The 18,535-nt window shown below is 71.1% G+C and carries 13 protein-coding genes and 1 pseudogene; 9 read left to right on the top strand and 5 right to left on the bottom strand.

Annotated elements, in window-relative coordinates; genetic code table 11:
- The first annotated feature begins 3 nt into the window (after positions 1-3).
- From ACZ6I3_RS27045 to ACZ6I3_RS27005, 9 genes are all read left to right on the top strand, one after another.
- The gene (locus tag ACZ6I3_RS27045; RefSeq protein ID WP_469418072.1) at positions 4-924 is read left to right on the top strand and encodes an ABC transporter permease; all 921 of its coding nucleotides are present in this window, start codon (positions 4-6) and stop codon (positions 922-924) included.
- Positions 921-1,787, top strand: a complete 867-nt coding sequence (locus tag ACZ6I3_RS27040; protein ID WP_391100220.1) for an ABC transporter permease — start codon at positions 921-923, stop codon at positions 1,785-1,787. Before ACZ6I3_RS27045 ends, ACZ6I3_RS27040 begins: the two co-directional genes overlap by 4 nt.
- Positions 1,784-3,184, top strand: coding sequence for an aminotransferase class III-fold pyridoxal phosphate-dependent enzyme (locus ACZ6I3_RS27035; RefSeq protein WP_469418070.1), 1,401 nt, complete (start codon positions 1,784-1,786; stop codon positions 3,182-3,184). Before ACZ6I3_RS27040 ends, ACZ6I3_RS27035 begins: the two co-directional genes overlap by 4 nt.
- Positions 3,185-3,243: 59 nt before the next feature.
- On the top strand, positions 3,244-4,197 hold the full coding sequence (locus ACZ6I3_RS27030) for a succinylglutamate desuccinylase/aspartoacylase family protein (RefSeq protein ID WP_469418068.1): 954 nt from the start codon (positions 3,244-3,246) through the stop codon (positions 4,195-4,197).
- A complete protein-coding gene (locus ACZ6I3_RS27025) occupies positions 4,194-5,648 on the top strand; it encodes an aldehyde dehydrogenase family protein (RefSeq protein ID WP_469418066.1) in 1,455 nt (484 codons plus the stop codon). Before ACZ6I3_RS27030 ends, ACZ6I3_RS27025 begins: the two co-directional genes overlap by 4 nt.
- A complete protein-coding gene (locus tag ACZ6I3_RS27020; RefSeq protein ID WP_469418065.1) occupies positions 5,645-6,583 on the top strand; it encodes an aldo/keto reductase in 939 nt (312 codons plus the stop codon). Before ACZ6I3_RS27025 ends, ACZ6I3_RS27020 begins: the two co-directional genes overlap by 4 nt.
- Before the next feature lie 44 nt (positions 6,584-6,627).
- Positions 6,628-7,293: a haloacid dehalogenase type II gene (locus ACZ6I3_RS27015; protein ID WP_469418063.1), complete on the top strand. Its 666-nt coding sequence runs from the start codon at positions 6,628-6,630 to the stop codon at positions 7,291-7,293.
- A 29-nt stretch (positions 7,294-7,322) separates the two neighbouring features.
- Positions 7,323-8,606 (top strand): NAD(P)/FAD-dependent oxidoreductase, encoded by a 1,284-nt coding sequence (locus tag ACZ6I3_RS27010; protein WP_469418061.1) that lies wholly within the window; start codon positions 7,323-7,325, stop codon positions 8,604-8,606.
- Positions 8,607-8,711: 105 nt separating this feature from the next.
- Positions 8,712-10,679 (top strand): heavy metal translocating P-type ATPase, encoded by a 1,968-nt coding sequence (locus ACZ6I3_RS27005; protein ID WP_469418060.1) that lies wholly within the window; start codon positions 8,712-8,714, stop codon positions 10,677-10,679.
- Positions 10,680-10,684: 5 nt separating this feature from the next.
- On the opposite strand, the gene ACZ6I3_RS27000 is transcribed toward ACZ6I3_RS27005, so the two are convergent.
- From ACZ6I3_RS27000 to ACZ6I3_RS26980, 5 genes and pseudogenes are all read right to left on the bottom strand, one after another.
- Entirely contained in the window at positions 10,685-11,752 is a 1,068-nt protein-coding gene (locus ACZ6I3_RS27000) for a LacI family DNA-binding transcriptional regulator (protein WP_469418059.1), read from the bottom strand.
- Positions 11,753-11,825: 73 nt separating this feature from the next.
- Positions 11,826-14,213, bottom strand: coding sequence for a beta-galactosidase (locus ACZ6I3_RS26995; protein ID WP_469418058.1), 2,388 nt, complete (start codon positions 14,211-14,213; stop codon positions 11,826-11,828).
- Positions 14,210-15,976 carry a glycoside hydrolase family 35 protein gene (locus tag ACZ6I3_RS26990; protein ID WP_469418057.1) on the bottom strand — a complete coding sequence of 589 codons (1,767 nt, stop codon included), beginning with the start codon at positions 15,974-15,976 and terminating at the stop codon, positions 14,210-14,212. The genes ACZ6I3_RS26995 and ACZ6I3_RS26990 overlap by 4 nt, the downstream gene beginning before the upstream one ends.
- Positions 15,977-16,871: 895 nt before the next feature.
- Positions 16,872-16,976: pseudogene (locus ACZ6I3_RS26985) on the bottom strand (e9imm peptide); the annotation flags it as partial.
- 1,293 nt (positions 16,977-18,269) lie between these two features.
- On the bottom strand, positions 18,270-18,535 hold a 266-nt coding region (locus tag ACZ6I3_RS26980), incomplete at its 5' end, for a transposase (protein ID WP_469418056.1).

Below are 18,535 nucleotides of genomic sequence, written 5' to 3'. Positions count from 1 at the left end.
GACGTGGCCGTACTCGCTCCGGCATCCCGCCCCGCCGCCCCGGTGCCCCGCAGGAAACGACAGGCCCGCCTGCTGTCCGACCGCCGTACCCGCTTCGGACTGCTCAACGCCGCGCCCGTCGTCCTCTACCTGCTGATCCTCTTCGTCTATCCGATCTTCAGCACCCTGAAGCTGAGCATCGAGGACCAGACCGGCGGCTTCACCCTCCACTGGTACGCCGACGCCTTCCGCGGCGCCAACCTGGAGATCCTGCTCACCACCCTGCGGATCTCCGCCGAGACCTCACTGATCAGCCTGGTCGTCGGCTTCGTGCTGGCCTCCGCGATCTGCCGCCTCAAGCCCCTGTGGGCGGGCCTCGCGATGCTCGTGGTGGTCGTCCCGCACTTCATCAGTGCCCTGGTGCGCACCTACGGCTGGATCATCCTGCTCGGTGACAACGGCGTGGTGAACAACGCCCTGACCGACACCCACTTCCCCGGCGCACCCTTCCAGTTGCTCTACAACGAGATCGGCGTCGTCATCGGCACCACCGCCGTGATGCTGCCGTACACCGTGCTGCTGCTGTACGCCGTGATGAAGGGCATCGACCGCCGGCTGCTGGCCGCCGCGGCCAGCCTGGGCGCCGGGAAGATCACCATCTTCCGCCGTGTCTACGTGCCCCTGGTGGCACCCGGCCTGGTCAACGCCGGAGTCCTGTGCTTCATCCTCTGCCTCGGCTACTACCTGACACCCGCCCTGATGGGCGGCGAGAAGCAGACCATGGTCGCCTCGCTCATCGACGAGCAGGTCATGAAGCAGAACCAGTGGAACGGCGCCTCGGCGCTCGGCATCATCCTGCTGCTCTTCACCTTCGCCGGGTTGATCCTGCTGCGGCTGCTGAAGTCCGCGGGCGAGGCCTACCGGAACCGGGGGACGACGTCATGATCGAACTGCGTGCCACCCTGGCCGGACGTATCGCCCTGGCCGTCCTGTCCACACTGATCCTGCTGTTCCTGGCCATGCCGATCATCGTCATCGTCGTCACCTCCTTCGGCAAGGACGCCTTCGGCTCCTTCCCGCCGGAAGCCTGGACCCTCGGCTGGTACGAGCAGCTCTTCGCCGACGGCAGCAAGTGGCCGGCCGCGCTCTCGCTCAGCGTCCTGGTCGCCTCCCTGACCACCGTCTTCTCCCTCGTCCTCGGCATCACGGCGGCCACCGCCCTGGTCCGCAGCGACCTGCCCCTGCGCTCCGCGGTCTACGGTCTGGTCCTCGCCCCGCTGGTGATCCCCCAGGTCGTCATCGCCCTCGGCCTGTTCCTGCTCTTCGAACCGGCCGCGATGCTCGGCAGCCCGATCGCCATCGCCTTCGGCCACACCGTGCTGGCCTCGCCCATCGCGGTGATGATCCTCATGGCCACGCTGAAGGGCATCGACGAACGCCTGGAGGACGCGGCCGCCAGCATGGGCGCCAGCCGGCTGACCGTCTGGCGCCGCATCACCCTCCCGCTCGCCGCGCCGGGCATGATCGCCGCCGCCATCTTCTCCTTCATCACCAGCTTCGACGAGTTCTTCATCTCGCAGTTCCTGTCCTCCGTGGACACCGTGACGCTGCCCGTCCAGGTGTTCAACGTCCTCCAGTACAACGTCGACCCGTCGGTGACCGCCATCAGCGCGATCCTCATCGCGGTCGCCGTCGTCGCCCTCGCCCTGGTCGCCGCCGTGCGACGGCTGGGCGGCCCGGGCAAGCAGGCGGGCCTGCTGCCCACGGAATCCGCCGTGAGCCTCCCCGCCGGAAGTGAGACCCGATGACCATCAGCACCCAGGCCCCGGCCGGCGAACTCTCCGCCACCGCGGCCAGACACCTGCTCCTCAACATGACCCCCAACGGCTCCCTCGGCCGCTCCGGCGAGAACCTCTTCGTCGTCCGGCGCGGCGAGGGCCCCTACGTCGACGACGCGGACGGCAAGCGCTACATCGACGGCCTCTCCGGCCTGTACTGCTGCCAGCTCGGCTACTCCTACGCCCCCGAGTTCGCCGAGGCCGCCGACCGCCAGCTGCGCGAGCTGTGCTTCAGCCCCCTGTGGTCCTCCTCCGCGCACCCCACGGCCATCGAGCTGTCCGAGCGCCTCGCGCGCATCGCCCCCGTCGACATCGAGCACACCTTCTTCTCCGGCGGCGGCGCCGAAGCCGTCGAGACCGCCTGGAAGATCGCCCGCCGCTACCACGCCCTGCGCGGCGAAGCGGGCCGCACCAAGGCCATCGCCCGCCGCGGCGCCTACCACGGCCTGACCCTCGGCGCCCTGTCGCTCACCGACGACCCCGGGCTGCGGGAACCGTACGGGCCGGGCGCGATCGAGACCCGGTTCGTGTCCAACACCAACCGCTCCGGCCTCGTCCCCGAGGCCCCCGAGCGCACGGACGACGAGACGTTCACCTCCCGCCTGCTCGCCGAGCTGGAGGCCGCGATCCTGGCCGAGGGCCCGGACACCATCGCCATGCTGATCGCCGAGCCGGTGCAGAACCGCGGCGGCTGCATCACCCCGCCCGAGGGCTACTGGCCTGGCCTGCGCGCCCTCGCCGACCGGTACGGGTTCCTGCTCGTCGCCGACGAGGTCATCACGGCCTTCGGACGGCTGGGGGAGTGGTTCGGCGGCGACCTGTACGGGGCCCGCCCCGACATCGTCACCGTCGCCAAGGGCATCACCGCCGGCTACGCCCCCATGGGAGCGACGCTCGTCGGCAACCGTGTCACCGAGGTCATCAACCGGCCCGGCGCGGTCCTCAACCACGGCTACACCTTCGCCGGCCACCCGCTGAGCGCGGCCATCGCCCTGCGCAGCCTGGAGATCATGGAGCGGGACCGGATCCTGGACAACGTCCGCGGCCACCAGGCGCATCTGGCCCGGCGCATGGACTCCCTGGCCCAGCTGCCGATCGTCGGCGACGTCCGCGGCGCCGGCTTCTTCTACGCCGTCGAACTCACCGGCGACCTCGAGGACGGCGGCTTCAGCGACACCGCCCGCACGGCACTCGTCGCCGACCTGATCCCGCGCCGGCTGCGCGAGGCCGGGCTGCTCGCCCGCGTCTACAACCGCGCCGCCCCGCTGGTCCAGATCGCGCCCCCGCTGATCAGCGACCGCGAACTCCTGGACCGTGTCGCCGACATCATCGCGGCCACCCTCGACGAGGCCTCCGCCCGCCTCTGACACATGCCCTGGATCTGACACCCGCTCTGGATCTGACACATGTTCTGGAAAGGAACCCCATGTACTCCATCGGCCCCCTGACCGTCGCCCCCGGCGAGCGCGCCCAGGGTCTGATCCCCGTCGGCACCAGCACCTACGGCGTGGAGCTCGGCATCCCGCTGATCGTCGTCAACGGCACCGAGGACGGCCCGGTCCTGTGCGTGGACGCCGGGGTGCACGGCGACGAGTACGACGGCCAGGAGGCCATCCGCCGCGTCCTCGCCGAGATCGACCCGGTGGGCCTGCGCGGCACCCTCGTCGGCATCCCCTGCATGAACACCCCCGCCTTCGAGGCGGCGGCCCGCACCAGCGGCCTCGACCACCTCAACCTCAACCGGATCTTCCCGGGCGACGCGGACGGCTCCTACTCGCTGCGCCTGGCCGCCACCTTCGTCGAGCAGGTCGTCCCGGCCATCGACGCCCTGGTCGACCTGCACACCGGCGGCACCTTCGGCGAGATCGCCCCGCTCACCATCGTCCAAGGCGGCTACGAGGACCTGGCCACCGGCATCGGCCTCGCCGCCGGGCACCGGCTGATCTGGAAGGGCGGCAAGTGGGGCGGCACGGTCCGCCACCCCACCCTCGCGGCGGGCAAGCCGGCCATCACCATCGAGGCGGGCGGCGGCACCTACCGCGAGGAGAACGTCCGACTGCACATCGACTCCGTCCTCAACATCATGCGGCAGCTGAACATGACCGACGGCGGGGCCGAGCTGCGGGACGACTACATCGCCGTCTCCGGCACCTTCGCCCGCTCCACCGCCGGCGGCTTCTTCCTCGGCCACGCCGCACCCGGCGAGACGTGCAAGGAAGGCGACCTGATCGCCCACATCGTCGACCACTACGGCAACACGCTGGAGGAGGTCCGCGCCCCGCAGGACGGCATCGTGCTCTGGGTGCGCCGGATCCGCACCGTCCGTCCCGGCGACGAGGTCGTCATCTTCGGCGAGGTGCAGGGAGAGATCAGGCCATGAGCGGCGACCCCCAGTTGCTGCTGGTCGACGGCAAGCGCATCCCCGCCGCCGACGGGCGCGCCTTCACCGTCCTCGACCCGGCGGACGGCACCGCCCTCACCCAGGTGGCGCTGGCCGGACCTGCGGACGTGGACCAGGCCGTGGCGGCGGCACGCGCTGCCTTCACCGCACCCGAGTGGGCCCGGATGCGGGCCGCCGACCGGGGCAGGCTGCTGACCCGCATCGCGGACGCGATCCGCGGCGAGGGCGAGCGGCTGGCGCGCCTGGAGTGCCAGGACGTCGGCAAGCCGCTCCGCCAGGCCAGGGCGGACGTCGAGTCCGCCGCCCGCTACTTCGAGTTCTACGCGGGCATCGCCGACAAGCTCGGCGGCTCCACGATCCCCCTCGGACCCGGCCTGATCGACTACACCGTCCGCGAGCCCATCGGCGTCTCCGGCCAGATCATCCCGTTCAACTACCCCCTCCAGAACACCGCCCGCGGGTCCGCCCCGGCGCTCGCGGCAGGCTGCACGGTGGTGCTCAAGCCCTCCCCGGAGGCGCCGCTCACCCCGCTGGAGGTCGGCCGCATCGCGCTGGAGTGCGGGCTGCCGCCGGGCGTGCTGAATGTCGTACCCGGCGACGCCGGGACCGGCGCGGCCCTCGCCGGGCACCCCGGCATCGACCAGGTCACCTTCACCGGCTCGGTCCCGACCGGCATCAAAGTGGCCCAGGCCGCCGCCGCCAACGTGGTGCCCTCCGTCACCGAACTGGGCGGCAAGTCGCCGTTCATCGTCTTCGCCGACGCCGACTTCGACCTGGCGCTGAGCGCGATCCTCGGCTGGTCGTTCAGCAACGCCGGCCAGATGTGCTCGGCCGGCACCCGGCTGCTGCTCCAGCGCGGCGCCGAGGAGTTCCTGGACCGGCTGGTCGAGAAGATCTCCGCCCTGCGCGTCGGACCCGGCCTCACGGACCCGGACATCGGCCCGCTGGTCGCCGCCCGGCAGCGCGACCGGGTCCTGGGCTACCTGGAACTGGCGCGGCAGGAAGGCGCCGTGGCCCGGGTCGGCGGCGGCGCACCCTCCGCCCCGGAACTCGCCGACGGCTACTACATCGAGCCGACCGTCCTCACCGGCCTGACCAACCGGGCCCGCTGCGCCCGCGAGGAGATCTTCGGCCCCGTCGTCACCGTCATCGACTTCGACGACGCCGACGAGGCCCTGCGGATCGCCAACGACAGCCCGTACGGCCTGTCCTCCTACGTCTGGAGCCGCGACCTGGACCAGGCGATGCGCCTGGCCGAGGGCATCCGGGCCGGCCAGGTCTACGTCAACGTCACCAGCGCCGGCAGCGGCATCGAGCTGCCCTTCGGCGGCTACAAGCACAGCGGCTGGGGCCGGGAGAAGGGCCTGGAGGCGCTGGCGAGCTACACCCAGACGAAGAACGTCTGCATCGGATTCGGGGACCGGTCATGAGGTATCGCACGCTCGGTGAACAGGGCCCGGTCGTCTCGGCGGTCGGTGTCGGCGGCAACAACTTCGGCTCCCGCCTCGACGAGGAGGGCACGAACGCGGTCGTCCACGCCGCCCTCGACGCCGGGATCACCCTGTTCGACACCGCCGACATGTACGGCGGGTTCGGCGAGCGGGGCGGGGAGCGCGGCGACGGCGAACGTCTCCTCGGCGCCGCCCTCAAGGGCCGCCGCGACGACGTCGTCCTCGCCACCAAGTTCGGCATGGAGATGGGCCCCGACGCCGATATGTACGGCCGGCGGGGCGCCCGCCCCTATATCCGGTACGCCGTCGAGTCCTCCCTGCGCCGGCTCGGCACCGACCGGATCGACCTGTACCAGTACCACGAGCCCGACGGCCTCACCCCACTGGAGGAGACCGTCGCCGCCCTGCGCGAACTCGTGGACGAGGGCAAGATCCGGTACCTCGGCTGCTCCCACCTCCCGGCCGAGGAGCTCACCGGCGCGTTCGTGTCGACGCAGGCCCGCTACCACCTGCTCGACCGGAGCGCGGAGGCCGATCTGATCCCCGCCTGTCTGCGCCACGGCCTGGGGCTGCTGCCGTACTACCCGCTGGCCAACGGCCTGCTCAGCGGCAAGTACCGGCGCGGCGAGGAGCCCCCGCCCGGCAGCCGGCTGTCCTGGCGGCAGGGCTGGCTCACCGACGCGGCCCTGGACAAGGTCGAGGCACTCACCGCGTACGGCGCCGAGCGGGGCCTGACCCTGCTTCAGGTCGCCGTGGGCGCACTGGCCGCACTGCCCGCGGTCGGCTCGGTCATCTGCGGCGCGATGACTCCCGCGCAGGTCACCGCCAACGCGGCGGCGGCCGGCTGGATCCCGGACCCCGCCGACCTGGCCGCACTCGACGCGATCGTCACGCCCGGCGAACGAGTCGTCTGACGCCCGCCCCCACTTACCGAACCCGCGAAACGAGGCTGAACACCATGCGAGAGATCGTCACCTTCGACGCCTACGGCACCCTGGTCGACTTCCAGCTCGGCCCCACCACCCTGAAGGTCCTTCAGGACCGGCTGGACCTGGACAACCTGGACGTCGACGAGTTCCTCGACGACTTCCGCGTCATGCGCTTCCAGGCCGTCCTGGAGGCCTACCGCCCCTACCACGAGGTCCTGCACTCCAGCCTGCGCAACGCCATGCGGCTGCACGGCCTGGAGTACCGCACCTCCGACGGCGACGCCCTCGTGGAGGCCGTCCCCACCTTCGGCCCGTTCCCGGAGGTCCCGGACGCCCTGCGCGCCCTGAAGACCAGGTACGAGATCGCCATCATCTCCAACACCGACGACGACCTGATCGCACGGAACGTCGAGAACATCGGCGTCGAGTTCGACCATGTCATCACCGCCCAGCAGGCCGGCGCCTACAAGCCGGACCGGCAGACCTTCGAGCACGCCTTCAAGACCATGGGCGTCGACCCCTCCCAGGTCATCCACACCGCCCAGGGCTGGGAGTACGACCACATCCCGACCCGCGACCTCGGCCTGAGGCGCCGGGTATGGATCAACCGCTTCGGCCGCCCCGGCAGCGCCGACTACCAGCCGTACGACGAGCTGCGCGACATGACGGGCCTGCCGAAGCTGCTCGGCTGCTGACCCGACGGACGGATGTGAGGACGCACGCCATGAAGCAGATCCCCTATTGGCTCGACACCGCCCCCGCCCTGCCCGACCGCTCCGGAAAGGACCTGCCCGACGAGGCGGACGTGGTGGTGATCGGCGGCGGCCTCACCGGCCTGTCCACCGCCTACCACGCCGCCCGCAAGGGAGCCCGGGTCGTCCTCGTCGAGAAGGACAAGATCGGCTCGGGCGCCTCCGGACGCAACGGCAGCATGTGCACCCAGGGCCTCACCATCGGCGTCGGCGAGGCCCGCAAACGCTACGGCCAGGAGCGCGCCCGGGAGCTGTACGACGCCTTCCGCGAGGCGGTCGACGTGGTCGAGGAGATCACGAAGACCGAGCGGATCGACTGCGACTTCCACCGCGCCGGCCGCCTCGGAGTCGCCTTCAAACCGCAGCACTTCGACTCCATGCGGGCCACCCAGCGCGACCTGGCCGACAACTTCGGCCACGAGACCCGGCTCCTGACCCGCGCCGAGCTGAAGTCGGAACTGAACTCGGACTACTACCACGGCGCCCTGCTCGACCCGCTCAGCGCCGCCCTGCACGTCGGCAAGTACGTCCACGGACTCGCCGAGGCCGCCGAACGGGCCGGCGCGGAGATCCACGAACGCAACGCCGCCACCGGCCTCACCCGCCTCCCCGGCGGAGGCTTCGTGGTCGAGACGCTGCACGGCACCATCCGGGCCAAGCAGGTGATGGCCGCGACCGACGCCTACACCGACAAGGCGATGCCGTGGTTCCGCAAGCGGCTCATCAACGTCGGCAGCTTCATCATCGTCACCGAGCCGCTCGGCGAGGAGCGCGCCAAGTCGCTCATCCCGAACGGCCGTCTGGTGGTCGACTCCAAGAACATCGGCCACTACATCCGCCTCACCCCGGACCACCGCCTCGCCTTCGGCGGCCGGGCCCGCTTCGCCCCCTCCAACCCGGCCTCCGACGTCAAGAGCGGCGACATCCTGAAGCGGGAGATGACCGAGATCTTCCCGCAGCTCGCCGGGGCGCGGATCGACTACGTGTGGGGCGGCATGGTCGGCTTCTCCTGGGACCGCCTCCCGCACGCGGGCGAGACCGACGGCCTGTACTACTCGATGGGGTACTGCGGCCACGGGGTCCAGATGGCGACCTACATGGGTCGTGCCGTCGCCGAGATGATGGACGGCCGCCCGGAGGCCAACCCCCTGCGCGGCCTCGGCTTCCCGAAGGTCCCGGTGCCCTTCTACAACGGCACCGCCTGGTTCCTGCCGTTCGGCGGCGCCTACTACAAGGCCAAGGACAAGCTGCGCTGACGCCCGCTTCCGGGCCGCAGCCGGGGTACATGAAGGCATGAAGGGGTCTTCATGTGTTCCTGTATGGTGAGGGGCGCCCGAGCGTCCCCGCCAGAAGGACCCCAGTTGACTTCCACCCTCACGCCGCGGCCGGTCCAGGAGGCGGAACCCGCACGTAGCGGGACCGTGCCGCGGCGGCGCACCCGTGTCCTCGCGCTCCCCGAGGCGCGCTGGGCCGCGGCGGCCACCGCCTTCTTCCTGCTCGCGCTGCCGCTCCAGCTGACCGGCGCCCCCGCCTGGACCTGGGGCCCGCTGTACGCGGTGGCGTACGCCACGGGCGGCTGGGAGCCGGGCTGGGAGGGGCTGAAGGCGCTCAAGGACCGCACCCTCGACGTCGACCTGCTGATGGTGGTCGCCGCACTGGGCGCGGCCTCGATCGGGCAGGTCATGGACGGTGCCCTGCTCATCGTCATCTTCGCCACCTCCGGCGCCCTGGAGGCGCTGGCCACGGCCCGTACCGCCGACTCCGTCCGCGGCCTGCTCGACCTGGCCCCCGCCACGGCCACCCGCCTCTCTCCCGACGGCGGCGAACAGGTCGTCACCGTCGAGGAGCTGACGGTCGGCGACACCGTCCTCGTCCGCCCCGGAGAACGCGTCGGCGCCGACGGCCGGGTGCTGGACGGGGCGAGCGAGGTGGACCAGGCGACCATCACCGGCGAGCCGCTCCCCGTGCCGAAGGAACCGGGCGACGAGGCCTTCGCGGGCACCCTCAACGGCACCGGCGCCCTGCGGGTCCGGGTCGAGCGCGACGCGTCCGACTCGGTGATCGCCCGGATCGTCCGGATGGTGCAGGAGGCCTCCGAGACCAAGGCGCCCACGCAGCTGTTCATCGAGAAGGTCGAACAGCGCTATTCGCTGGGCATGGTGGCCTCGACCCTGGCCGTCTTCCTGGTGCCGCTCGCCTTCGGCGAGCCGCTCACCGACGCGCTGCTGCGCGCCATGACGTTCATGATCGTGGCCTCCCCGTGCGCGGTCGTGCTGGCCACCATGCCGCCCCTGCTCTCGGCCATCGCCAATGCCGGGCGGCACGGTGTGCTGGTGAAGTCGGCCGTGGTGATGGAGCGGATCGGCCAGGTGGACGCGGTCGCACTGGACAAGACCGGCACCCTGACCGAAGGCAGCCCGCGCGTCACCGACGTCCGGCCCCTGCCCGGATCCGGCCTGGACGAGGGTGAGTTGCTGACCCTGGCGGCAGCCGCCGAGCGGCCCAGCGAGCATCCGCTGGCCCGGGCGGTCGTCGACGCGGCCCGCGAGCGCGGCCTCGACCTGCCCGAAGCGGAGGACTTCACCTCAGCGCCCGGCGTGGGAGTGACCGCCGTCGTCGACGGCCACGCGGTCGCGGTGGGTGCCCCGGCCCGGCTGACGGACGACGCGCCCGAAGGCATCGCGGAACTGGAGGAGTCCGGCCGCACCGCCGTCCTGGTCGTCGTCGACGGCGCCCCCGCCGGGCTGCTCGGCATCGCCGACCGGCCGCGCCCGGACGCCGCCGCCACGGTCGCCGCCCTCACCACGCTCACCGGCACCGCCCCGGCACTCCTCACCGGCGACAACCCCCGGGCCGCGGCGAACCTCGCCGCCGAGACCGGCATCGACGACGTGCGCGCCGGGCTGCTGCCGCAGGACAAGCTGGCCGCCGTCCAGGAAATGGAGAGCGCGGGCCGCAAGGTGCTGGTCGTCGGGGACGGCGTCAACGACGCACCCGCCCTGGCCGCCGCCCACACCGGAATCGCCATGGGCCGGGCGGGCTCCGACCTCGCCCTGGAGACCGCCGACGCCGTGATCGTGCGCGACGAACTCGCCGCCGTCCCCGCCACCGTCGCCCTCTCCCGCCGCGCCCGCGCGCTGGTCGTGCAGAACCTCGTGATCGCCGGGGTGTTCATCGCCGGCCTCGTCGTCTGGGACCTGGCCGGCGACCTGCCGCTGCCCCTCGGTGTCGCGGGCCACGAGGGCTCCACGGTCCTCGTCGGACTGAACGGCTTGCGGCTGCTGAGGGAGTCGGCCTGGCAGAAGGCCGCCGCCGAGGGGAGCGCCTGAGCCCGTCAGGCCACCGGCGGCGGACCGCTGCTGGCGCGCACGACGAGGTCCACGGGGACGAGGGTGTCCACGCGGGGCCGCTCGCCCGGCCCGTCGATGCGGTCCAGGAGAAGACGCAGGGAACGCGTGCCGATCTCGGCGAAGTCGGTGCGGACGGTGGTCAGCGGGGGCAGCAGATGCGCGGCCTCGGGGATGTCGTCGTAGCCGACGACACTGACCTCGCCAGGGACGGACCGCCCCGATTCGTGCAGGGCATGCAGCAGGCCCAGCGCCATCTGGTCGTTGGAGGCGAACACCGCCGTCACCCCCGGGCGCCGGGCCAGCCGACGGCCCAGTTCGTAGCCGGAGTCGGCGCCCCAGTCCCCGACCAGAGGAGCCGGGACGTCGGCACCGGCCGCCTCGAGCGTCTCCTGCCAGCTCGCCAGCCGGTGATCGGCGGAGGTCCAGCCGGTCGGGCCCGCGATATGCCAGACGGTGGCGTGCCCGAGGCCCAGGAGATGCTCGGTGGCCTTGCGGGCGCCGGTGCGGGAATCACCCGTGACCAGGGGAGTGCTCGCATCGAGGGCACTCTCCAGCACCACCAGGGGAGTCCCGAGGTCGGTCTCCGCCAGCGCCCGGCCCACCCACTGCTGCGGGGCGATCGCGATGACGCCGTCCGCGCCCTCGGCCGACAGCCGGTTCACGGCCTCGACGACGGTCCCGTGGTCGGCCGTGTCCAGGGCGATGGAACTGACGAGGTAACCGGCCTCCTGGGCCGCCGTGTTGATCGCGGTCAGGATGGAGGCGGGCCCGTAGCGCGCTGCGTCGAAGGAGATCACCCCGAGCATCCGGGTCCGGCCGCTGGCCAGGGACCGCGCGCTGCGGCTGGGCCGGTAGCCGAGCGTGCGCATGGCCTCCAGGACCGCCTCACGCGTCTCGGGGCGGACGGCCGGGTGGTCGTTGAGCACGCGGGACACGGTCTGCTTGGAGACGCCGGACAGCCGGGCCACGTCGGCCATCACCGGCCGCGTCCCCGCGAAGTTGCGCCTGCTGCGGCCCTTGGGAACCGGGCCGTCGGTGGCGCTCGGTGTCATGGCGGGTGATTCCTCGACGTCGGAAACGGCGGTCCTGAACCCGCCCGGCAGGAGCCCAGCATAGGCGGCGCGGTCAGCCGGGCCGGACCGCCCACACGCGCGTGACCACCCACTCCGCCTGCCCCACCCCGGCCGCCCGCCACCCACTGCCCTGCTGCCCCGGCACATGCACCGGCGCGTCGGCGGCCAGCGGCAGCACCTTCAGCCGCAGCCCCCGGGAACGCAACTCCCCGGCGGGCAGCCGGTCCAGGCCGATGTCCCAGACCCGCCCCGAGTAGAACTGGTCGGCGACCAGGACATCCCCCACGTACGCCCGTGCCAGATCACCGGTCCAGTGCAGCCGCAGCAGCACACCGGCGGGCGCCCGCAGCAGTTCCTCCGGCACGTCGACCCGGTACTCGGCGGCGACGGTGTCCACGTACGTGTCGGCGGGCATGCTCGCCCGGCCCTGCACACCCACTACGGGCTCCGGAGCCGGACCGGCGGGCCTGACCAGTGTGACGCGCGCGGCGGTGCCACCGAGGGCCCCGGCTTCGACGGTGTAGCGCGTGCACACACCGTCCGCCTCCTCCCGCACCCGTTCCCCCTCCACCACCAGGGCGGAACCGGGCGCGGGCAGCACCGCGAACGACGGCTCGGCGGCCGGGCTGTGCAGCCGTATCTCGTCCCTGTCGAACACCACCCCGTCCCCGCAGAGCACCAACCGCTCGGCTCCCCACGCGACACCCCGGTATGCGGTACGGGCCGTCGCCGCGTCCAGGACCAGCAGCCCGGCGCGGGAACCGTCGGTCGCGTCCACCTCGACCAGGGCGCCGGTGCCCGGCCGCAGCCCGGTGACCAGGACCCGGCCGTCGACGGGCGTGACCTCCCCGTCCCCGGACGGCACGGCGACGGACGCCACCGTGTCCGCGTCCAGGGCGAGTTCGGGCGCGATACCGTCGGTCGCGGCCAGCACCAGGACCGTACGGCCGTCCGCCTCGACCGTGCACACCGGCTGCGCGGAGGCCCACTCCAGCCGCAGCCCGGCCACGTCCAGCCGCAGCGGCCAGCAGAAGTAGGCGCCGGAGGGCACGGTGACGGGAGCGCTCGGCAGCGTGAGCGCACGCGCGTCCGGGAAGTCGATCGTGAACGTCGTGTCCGGATGGTCCGGCAGCGGCTCGTGCGGCTGGTGGTTGGTCACGAACAGGAAGCCCGAGGTGCCATCGGAGCGGACGGCCCAGCGCAGGGTGTCACGATCGTGCTGCCCGGCCGGCAGCCGCCCGGGCAGCACGGACTCCATGGGCGCGATCCGGTGCCCGAATTCGGCCAGCAGCAGGTGCTGGAGCCGCAGTTCGTGGTACGAGGGCCGCACCTGGCCGTACTCGCCGAGCGGAGCGTGGAAGTCGTAGCTCAGGACCGGCAGGTCGTTGGGGTAGCCGGTGGCGTGCGACTCCTGAAGGGTGGTCAGTTCTCCCGGCGGATTCGTGCCGCCGTGGAACATGTAGTACCCCTGCCACACCGAACCGCAGCCGATCTTGGTCAGCCCGAGCGCGCCCACGTCGGCGGCCTCCACACGGGGCCGCCGGTGATAGGCCACCGCCATGCCCCCGCCCAACTCGCAGGTGGCCCACGGGAATCGGTCAGTCGGCGCCGGAGCGTCACCGCGTACGGTCGTGGGCCGCAGGTCGGCGCCGATGCCCTCGTCGTCGCGCTCGTGCGTGAAGAAGAAGTGCTTGCGGCAGGTGTCGGGCCAGCCGCCGTCCGCCTCCGTCCAGAACGCCTCGGGATAGCCGCCGAACAGCGGAAGCAGCTCCTCGCCGGGGAGCTGGACCCCGCCCCAGGCGGTCGACGTCCACAGCGGCGCGCTCAGCCCGGCGTCCTGAGCGAGGCGTTTGAGCGTGCGCAGATGGCCGGGCTGGTCGTAGAGCTCGTTCTCGATCTGGATCGCGACGATCGGGCCGCCGTGCGCCCGGTCCAGGCCGCGCAGTTGCTCCGCGACGGCCGTGAACCAGGTGCGTACGGGCTCCAGATAGGCCGGGTCGTCGGTGCGCGGTGTGCAGGCGCGGGCCAGCAGCCAGTCGGGCAGGCCGCCGTTGCGCACCTCCGCGTGCGACCAGGGGCCGATGCGCGGGACGAAGTCCAGGCCGTGGCGAGCACACAGCCCGGCGAAGCGCCGGAGGTCGCGGTCGCCGTCGAAGCGGATCCGGCCTTCGATCTCCTCGTGGTGGATCCAGATCACGTAGGAGGCGACGGCGGTCACCCCGCCCGCCTTCATCTTCAGCAGCTCCTCCTCCCACTCCCTGGCCGGACAGCGTGAATAGTGGAACTCGCCGGAGACCGGGAACCAGGGGCGGCCGCCACGGGTGAGCCAGCGGCTGGTCACATCGATCGGATCGGGCACGCCCGGCGCGTCGGCCAGGGGCAGATGGCCGGTGAGCGGGGGAGCGGAGGGCGTGGGAACGCGCAGTCGGTGCCGGGTCACCAGGTGTTCTCCGGGCCGAGGTCGGGGGTGTCGGTGAGCTGGGCGCGGGTGACGGTGGTGCCGTGCAGCTCCAGCAGGACCAGCTCGTTGGCGCCCGGCCGCAGCACCGGGCCGGGGAGGTACAGGGTGTGCTGCGGGCCCCGGTTCCAGTAGCGGCCCAGATGGAAGCCGTTGACCCACGCCTGGCCCTTCGTCCAGCCGGGCAGGGAGAGGAAGGTATCGGCGGGCATCTCCACCTCGAAGGTGCCGTGGTGGAAGGCCGGCACGGTGACCGCGGACCCGTCGGCCGGTACGAACGGCAGCCCGTCCACGCCGTCCAGCGGCAGCGGACGGCAGTCCCAGCCCCGCAGGGCGGTGCCGTTGAAGGAGACGGGCCCGAGCAGACCCTTGGGCGCGCCGATACGAGGCCCGTAGTTGACGCCGCCCATGTTCTCGACGAGGACGTCCAGCGTCGCGCCGGTACGTGGGACGCGCACGGGCAATGTCTCGTCGTGGCGTTCGCGCTCCAGCACACCGGCCGGGGCGCCGTCGACGAAGACCTGGGCGCGGTCGCCGACACCGCCGGAGAAGTGCAGCAGGCCGTCACCGGCAGCGGGAAGGGTGGTGCGGTAGAGCGCGTAGCCGGTGCGCTGCCCGAGCTCGTCCATGGTCACCGGGTCGTCGGCGTGCACGGGTGGGGCGAGCGTGCCGGCGAGCGGAAGCAGAGGTGCCCGGCCGTCCAACTCGACATCGGTGGGCGGCAGTTTGGGTCCCGCAGCCGGGACGGGCTCGTCGGGAACGCCTGCATGGCGGGCGATGACCTCGCGGAAGGCGTGGTACTTCGGCCCCGGGTCGCCGCACTCGGTGAGCGCGGCGTCATAGTCGTACGAGGTGACGGTCGGGGTGTAGGCGTGCTTGTGGTTGGCGCCGTTGGTGAAGCCGAAGTTGGTGCCGCCGTGGAACATGTAGATGTTGACGGACGCCCCGGCGGACAGCAGCCGGTCCAGGTCCGCGGCGGCGTCGGCCGCGTCCCGCACATGGTGCGGACCGCCCCAGTGGTCGAACCAGCCGATCCAGAACTCCGCGCAGAACAGGGGCCCTTCGCTCCGGTGCTCGCGCAGGCGCCCGAGGCACTGCTCGACGCGGCTGCCGAAGGTGCTGGCCGCCAGGACGCCCGGCAGGGTTCCGGCGGCCAGGTGCTCGGGGTCGGCCTGGTCGCAGGTGAACAGCAGTTCCTCGACGCCCCGGGAGCGGAACGCGTCGGCCAGGTGCTTCAGATACGCGCTGTCGTCTCCGTAGGCCCCGTACTCGTTCTCCACCTGCACCGCGATGACGGGACCGCCCGCCGCGGCCATGTGCGGGCGCAGCGCGGGCAGCAGCAGGTCGAGGTAGCGGTCGACCGCCCCGGTGAAGCGCGGATCGCTGGTCCGCAGCCGGATGTCCGGGTCCGAGGTCAGCCAGTCGGGCAGGCCGCCCCCGTCCCACTCGGCGCAGATGAACGGACCGGGACGCAGCAGCACGCGCAGCCCCTCGTCCTGGGCGAGCCGCAGGAACCGGGGCAGGTCGAGGAATCCGTCGAGCACGAGGGGCCCGTCGGGATCCGGTTGGTGGTGGTTCCACGGAAGGTACGTCTCCACCGTGTTGAGGCCCATCAGACGGGCCTTGCGCAACCGGTCGGCCCACAGGTCGGGGTGGACACGGAAGTAGTGCAGCGCGCCGGACAGGATCCGGAACGGCTCGCCGTGCAGCAGGAATCCGTCGGACGTCGTCGTCAGAGCGGGCATGCGGAGGCTTCCCTTCGAGGTGTTCGAGGTAGGAGCAGTCACCCGGGAAGGTGATGTTACCGGTAACATCACCGGCGTCAACATCCCTCGGGTGACGCGGGGAATGCTCACGCTGACCGAGATCGCGGACGCCCCGGGTGTCCTGACATGCCGTCTGAAGTCCGCCGAACCCCGGAGATTCTCCTGCGGTCACCCCTGTCCACGGGCGCGGCGCTATTACGAGAAGAAGGGAGAGGGGGGCATGTTGCTGGACGCGTCGGGGCTGACGCCGGGCTCGGACTTGACCGTTGTCGACCATGCCGATGCTGGGCAAGAATCCGGGCATGGCGGTGTCACGCGCAACACGTCAGCTTTGCGACGCCACGTTCTTGGATGACGAGAATGAGAGCGCCCTCTCACTCCTTGAACTCTATGCAGGCGCGGAGCGCGAACGCGTACATCAGGCTCTGGTCCGACTGAGCGGGGGAAGACTCGGCAGGCTGTGTAGTTGGCTCGATGGAGCCGAGCGGAATCCGGAGACGGTCCTCTGGTTCGGAGAGTCGCCCTCCGACGTCTTTCCGGAGACCCATCATGTGGAGTGCGTTGCCATCCTTGAACCGGCCGCGAAGGGTGTCTGACCTGCGGTTTCGTGCGTGCGCATTTTGTGCTTTGTGGGCGTTACGGGCGATATCCTGACGCTGAAATGACGCTCGTGACGCTCGTTCTGATGGGGCGTCAGGCGCCTTGTCGGCAGGTCAGACCCTGTCAAAGTGGCGAGCGTCAATGGGGCGCCGGGGCAGGTGACGCTGAGCGAAGACCCACTGAGTCCTGCTGGTCACCAGATCACCCGACTCCACCGCAGCTCTGCTCACCTGGCTTTCGGAGTTGAGCCCTGGTCTTACAGGGCGATTGGCCGCTACGTCAGGGCCTGATCGACTTCATCAGCGGACAGCTCCCGCTCCGGCGGCCAGAAGATCAAGTCGCTGACATGACCGGGCTGGCATGCCAGTGTTCTGTCGAGCACCGACCCAACAAGACACCGGGTGATCTCGCCTGGTGGTGGGCATCTTCTCCGATATGAGGTTGAGGGAGGTGGAACGGCTCCGGGGGTGAGTTATCGGAGTTCGTTGCCGATGTCTGCGCCTCGGTGCTGCGGCGGGCTCAGCGGCGGTGGGGCGAGTGTTACCTGCAGTGCCTGCATTTTCCCAGAGCACCCCATGATCGTTCCGGAGCGGGTCACCTCCGCTCGCGTGGAGAGCACGTACCGGGGGCCGTGCTGATCGGCTTGCGGTCCGGATCACCTCCGCTCGCGCGGAGAGCACAGCATCCTGTCCGGATGCATGACCCTCTACCGCGGATCACCTCTGCTCGTGCGGAGAGCGCACATACCGGCGTATCCCCGTGCTCCTGCGATCTGCGCGAGGTCGTGAACGCGCTGCTCTACGCGAACCGGACGGGCAGATGTGACCTCACCGAGATTTTGGTGGATGGGCCGGTCGGCCCTTTGCGGCGTCGTTGCAGCCTGCCATCCACTGCCGTGATGGTTCCCATCCGCCTGGTGTCTCGTACTCCGCGCACACAGTTGATTCATCTTGGCCAGCTTCGTAGCCCTCCTCGTACTGCTGCTGGTATCTGCCCTTGCACCCGGATACGAGCAGCAACGGAACAACCAGAAGGGGCACCACGTATCCCTTCACATGCTTGGTGGAACTCAGCCGGCCGTACCGTGCGACCGCACCGGGTTCATCCTTGACGCGAAGTATCCGGAGGGCTCCGTCGTCCATGCGGCTCACCCTTCCAGAACGCCCCCCGTCACCGGGGCGAGTTCGCTGAATGGCGAGGTGATCGTCACCAGAAGCGGCAATCGTCTACGCCGCATCAGCTCTTGAACCGGTCGAAGACGGGCCTGATGCCCGGTTCACCTCCGCTCGCGCGGAGAGCACACCAGGGCGAGCAGCTTCTTGATCGCCCAGTCCGGGTCACCTCCGTAGCGCGGAGAGCACGGCGGGAAGGGCATCGCCGTCGAGCGGAGCACCTCCGCTCGCGCGGAGAGCACATCACGGGCGCCACCGTGCGGACGTCGGACGGCGGATCACCTCCGCTCGAGCGGAGGTGAACCGCCGTGCCGCGAGTAAGAGTGGCAGTGCAGAGTGTGCTCTCCGCGTGAGCGGAGGTGGACTGGACTATTGGTTGATGGTGTCGAAGCATGACTGGGAGAGCGCGGTGTCCCAGCACAACCCGGCGCGGCCGAAGGGGAGGGTGGAGGCTTGCGCTCCTGCAGGTGGCACCTGCGGCCAAGCGCTTAGACGTCATTTCAGTTAGTGAGTCGGCGGTGACATATGAGGGTCGCTGCGATGGCGGTGAAGGCGAGGAAGTGTTCGGGCTTGCGTTCGTAGCGGCGGTGAAGTCGGCGGCAGCCGGACAGCCAGGACACGGTCCGCTCCACGACCCAGCGGTGCTGGCCCAGGCGTCGGGATGACTCGAGGCCCTTGCGGGCCAGGCGGTGCCGGATGCCACGGGAAGCCAGCCATCGTCGCAGGTGCCGGTAGTCGTAGCCCTTGTCCCCGTGCAGCTTGCCGG

This window comes from Streptomyces sp. NPDC041940 (genome assembly GCF_055589465.1).
The sequence above is the reverse complement of the archived record's forward strand: the minus strand, read 5'-3'. Positions and strand labels throughout refer to the sequence as shown.